This window comes from Jidongwangia harbinensis (assembly GCF_020216025.1).
GTDB classification, from domain to species: domain Bacteria; phylum Actinomycetota; class Actinomycetes; order Mycobacteriales; family Micromonosporaceae; genus Actinoplanes; species Actinoplanes harbinensis.
The window spans coordinates 1-5,087 of the sequence record NZ_JAIWNC010000092.1 but is presented as its reverse complement, the minus strand read 5'-3'; the positions used below and the strand labels follow the sequence as shown (position 1 = coordinate 5,087).

At 72.9% G+C, this 5,087-nt stretch carries 1 protein-coding gene; it reads left to right on the top strand.

From position 1 onward, the window contains the following. On the top strand, window positions 1–5,087 hold a 5,087-nt coding region (locus LDL48_RS43085), incomplete at both ends, for a non-ribosomal peptide synthetase (protein WP_225260989.1).

Sequence of the window (5,087 nt, the reverse complement as noted above, 5' to 3'; positions counted from 1 at the left end):
CACCGACCGGTACCGGTTCGTGATCACCAACCACCACATCATCCTGGACGGCTGGTCCATGCCGGTCGTGCTGGACGACCTGTTCTCGCTCTACATCGGCGTGGCCGGGGCGCCCTCCCCGCCGTACCGCGACTATCTGACCTGGCTGACGAACCGCAACCAGCAGGTCGCCGAGGCGGAGTGGCAGTCCGCGCTGTCCGGCCTCGAAGCGCCCACCCTGGTCGGCCCGGCCGGCGGCACCGACGGCACCGCCGACCCCGAGCGCATCCACGTGTACCTCCCCGAGGAGGTCACCGACCGGCTCACCCGGCAGGCCCGGGACCTCGGCGTCACCCCGAACATCGTGGTCCAGGCGGCCTGGGCGCTGACCCTCGCCCGGATCACCGGCCGCCAGGACGTCGTCTTCGGGATCACGGTGTCCGGTCGCCCGCCCGAACTGGCCGGGGTGGAGCGGATGGTCGGGCTGTTCATCAACACGGTGCCGCTGCGCGTGTCGCTGCGCCCGGCCGAGCCGGTCGGCGCCCTGCTCGCCCGGATCCAGCGCGAACAGCTGCACACGCTGGACCACCAGTATCTGTCGCTGGGCCGGATCAGCTCGCTGACCGGCATGGGGGACCTCTTCGACACGTCGATGGTCTTCGAGAACTACCCGCTGGACCACGCGCGTTTCGACGCCGTCGCCGAGGCGGCCGGACTCCGCGGCATCTCCGTGGACTACCACGACGCCTCGCACTATCCGCTCGGCCTCGTCGTCACCCCCGGCGCCCGCCTGCACCTGCGGCTCGACTACCGCCCGGACGCGGTCAGCCCGGACCGTGCCGCCGAGGTCGTGGACATCCTGCGGCGCGTCCTCGACACGATCCTCGACCGGCCCGGCGTCGCGTCCGGCCGGATCGACGCGCTCGACCCGGCCACGTACCGCCACCTCACCGTGGACGTCAACGACACCGCCCGGGAGGTCCCGGCGGAGCCGCTGCCGCGCCTGTTCGAGAGCCAGGTGGCCCGGGACGGTGCGGCGACCGCACTCGTCTTCGAGGACACCACGCTCACGTACGCCGAACTGAACGCCCGCGCCAACCGCCTGGCCCGCTACCTGGTGGGCCGCGGCGCCGGCCCGGAGGGCAGCGTGGCGGTGGCGCTGCCCCGGTCGCCGCAGCTCGCCATCGCGGTCCTCGCGGTGCTCAAGACCGGTGCCGCGTACCTGCCGGTCGACCTGAAGACGCCGGCCGAGCGGATCCGCTTCATGCTCGACGACGCCGCCCCCGGCCTGGTGCTCACCACGGTGGAGAAGGCCGGCCGGATCCCGCCCGGCGGGCCGGCGCCGGTGCTCCTCGACGCTCCCGACATCGCGTCCGCCGTCGAGGCGTGCGCGGACACCGACCTCGGCGACGCGGAGCTGGCCGCGCCGCTGCGGCCGGAGCAGCTCGCGTACGTCATCTACACCTCCGGCTCGACCGGCACCCCGAAGGGCGTGGCGGTCACCCACGTCGGGGTACCGAGCCTGGTCGAGGGACAGCGCGAGACGTTCGCCATCACGCCGGCCGCCCGGGTCCTGCAGTTCGCCTCCGCCGGCTTCGACGCGATGGTCTCCGAGCTGATGGTGACGTGGCTGTCCGGTGCCGCCGTGGTGATGGCGGTCGACGACCGGCTGATGCCGGGACAGCCGCTGGCCACGCTGATCGAGGCGCGCCGGGTCACCCACGTGACGCTGCCGCCCAGCGCCCTGGCCGCGATGCCGCCCGGGTCCGTACCCCCGCGCGTCACCGTGATCGTCGCGGGCGAGGCCAGCAGCGCGGACATCGTGCGCCGCTGGGCCCGCGGCCGCCGGATGATCAACGCGTACGGCCCGACCGAGACGACCGTGTGCGCCACCATGAGTTCCCGGCTCCGCGCCGACTCCGAAGGCGCACCGCCGATCGGGACGCCGATCGTGAACAGCTCCGCCTACGTGCTGGACGCCGGTCTGCAGCCGGTGCCGGTGGGCGTGGCCGGCGAGTTCTATGTAGCCGGCGCCGGCCTGGCCCGCGGCTACCTCGGCCGGCCCGGCCTGACCGGGGAACGCTTCGTGGCCGACCCGTTCGGCCCGCCCGGCACCCGGATGTACCGCACCGGTGACGTGGTCCGGTGGACCGAGACCGGGGCGCTGGAGTTCGTGGGCCGCGCCGACGATCAGGTGAAGGTGCGCGGCTTCCGGATCGAACTGGGCGAGGTCGAGTCGGCGCTGGCCGCCCGGCCCGGGGTGGGCCGGGCGGTGGTGGTGGTCCGCGAGGACCAGCCGGGCGACGCGCGCCTGGTGGGGTACGTGCAGCCGGCCACCGGCGCCACCCTGGACGCCGCGGCGATCCGGGCCTCGGTGGCCGACGTGCTGCCCGAGTACATGGTGCCGGCGGCGGTCGTGACGGTGGACGAGTTCCCGCTCAACGTCAACGGCAAGGTGGACCGGGCGAAGCTGCCCGCACCGGAGGCCACGGTGACGGTCGGCGGGCGGGGCCCCCGGAACGCCCGGGAGGAGATCCTGTGCGGTCTGTTCGCCGAGGTGCTCGGGGTGGCCGAGGTGGGCATCGACGACTCGTTCTTCGACCTGGGCGGGCATTCGCTGCTGGCCACCCGCCTGGTCAGCCGGATCCGGTCGGTGCTCGACGTCGAGCTGCCGGTGCGGGAGCTGTTCGAGGCGGCGACCGTGGCGCGGCTGGCCAGCCGGCTGGACACCGCACGGACCGGCCGGGGCGGGCTGAAGCCGGTCGTGCCGCGGCCCGAGCGGGTGCCGCTGTCCTTCGCCCAGCAACGCCTGTGGTTCCTGAACCGCCTGGAAGGCCCGTCCGCGACGTACAACGTGCCGGTGGCCATGCGCCTGCGCGGACAGCTCGACGTGGCGGCACTGGAGCTGGCGCTGGGCGACGTGATCGTCCGCCACGAGAGCCTGCACACGGTGTTCGCCGAGGACCCGTCGGGACCGGTCCAGGTGGTGCTGCCGGTCACCGCGATCACCTCCGTCTTCACCGTTGCCGACTGCACGGCCGCGGAACTGCCACAGCGGTTGCGCGACGCCGCCGCCCACGAGTTCGACCTCGCCGGTGAACTGCCGGTGCGGATGTGGCTGTTCCGCCTGGCCGCCGACGAGTTCGTGCTGCTGCTGGTCGCCCACCACGTCGCCGCGGACGCCTGGTCGATGCGGCCGCTGGCCCGGGACCTCACCGTGGCCTACCGGGCCCGATGCGCGGGCACGGTCCCGGCGTACCCGCCGTTGCCGGTGCAGTACGCGGACTACACGCTGTGGCAGCGCCAGGTGCTGGGCGACGAGCAGGACCCGGACAGCGTGATCCAGGCCCAGCTGACGTACTGGACCCGGACCCTGGCCGACCTGCCCGAGCAGCTGAACCTGCCGCTCGACCGGCCCCGGCCCGCGGTCGCCTCGCACCGCGGCGACTCGGTCGCGTTCACCGTCGGCGCGGACCTGCACGCCGGTCTGGTCGGGCTGGCCCGGCAGACCGGCACCACGCTGTTCATGGTGGTGCAGGCGGCGCTGGCGGCGCTGCTGACCCGGCTGGGCGCCGGTACGGACATCCCGATCGGTACCCCGATCGCGGGCCGCACGGATGACGCGGTGGACGATCTCGTCGGGTTCTTCGTCAACACGCTGGTGCTGCGCACCGACACGTCCGCGAACCCGACGTTCAAGGAGCTGCTGGCCCGGGTGCGGGAGACCGATCTGGCCGCGTACGCGCACCAGGATCTGCCGTTCGAACGGCTCGTCGAGGTGCTGAACCCGGCCCGGTCGCTGTCCCGGCACCCGCTGTTCCAGGTCATGCTGGCGTTGCAGAACACCGACCACAACACCGCCATCGACGTCCTGAACGAGCTGCCGGGCCTCGAGGCGTCCCTGCAGACCCGGGAGACCGACTCGGCCCGGTTCGATCTGTCCTTCTCGTTCGCGCCGCACACCGACGGGCACAGCGCGTCGGCCGGGCTGTCCGGCGTGGTGGAGTTCAGCGTCGACCTGTTCGACCGGGAGACGGTGGAGCGGCTGACGGTGTGGCTGCTGCGGATGCTGTCGGCGGTGGTGGTGTCGCCGGAGCGGCCGGTGAGCCGGCTGGATCTGGTCGATCCCGCTGAGCGGGATCTGTTGCTGGACGCGTGGAACGGTGAGCCGGTCGGTGAGGCGCCGGTGGATGGTCCGTCGTTGGTGGAGCTGTTCCAGCGGCAGGTTGCCGCGGATCCGGTGGCGCCGGCGGTGACGTTCGGCGGCGAGTCGTTGACCTATGGCGAGTTGTCGGCGCGGGTCGACGGCCTGGCCCGGTGGCTGAGGTCGCGGGGGGTGGGTGCCGAGTCGCGGGTGGCGGTGCTGGTGCCGCGGTCGGTGGAGCTGGTGGTGGCGTTGCTGGCGGTGGTGCGGGCCGGTGGTGCGTACGTGCCGGTGGATGTGGATTATCCGGCGGACCGGGTGCGGTTCATGGTGGAGGACGCGGCGCCGGTGCTGGTGCTCTCGACGGCCGAGTTGGCCGATCGGGTGCCGGACGCCGGTGTGCCGGTCGTGCTGCTCGACGACCTCGCGGTGGGGGCGCCGGCGGACGTCGAGTTGCCGCTGCCGCGGGCCGGGCAGGCCGCGTACGTCATTTACACGTCGGGGTCGACCGGCCGGCCGAAGGGTGTGGTCGTCTCGCACGCGAACGTGGTGCGGTTGTTCTCCTCGACCGGGCAGTGGTTCGGGTTCGGCGCCGACGACGTGTGGACGATGTTCCATTCGGCGGCGTTCGACTTCTCGGTGTGGGAGTTGTGGGGGCCATTGCTGGCCGGTGGCCGCCTGGTGGTGGTGCCGTTCGCGGTGAGCCGCTCCCCGCAGGAGTTCCTGCGGCTGCTGGTCGAACAGCGGGTGACGGTGCTGAACCAGACCCCGTCGGCGTTCTACCAACTCCTCGCCGCGGACGCGGACGAGCCGCACTGGGGCGACCGCCTGCACCTCCGCTACGTCGTCTTCGGTGGGGAGGCGCTGGATCTGCGCCGGCTGGAGCCGTGGCTGGAGCGGCACGGTGAGCGGCCGGCGCTGGTGAACATGTACGGGATCACCGAGACCACCGTGCACGTGAGTT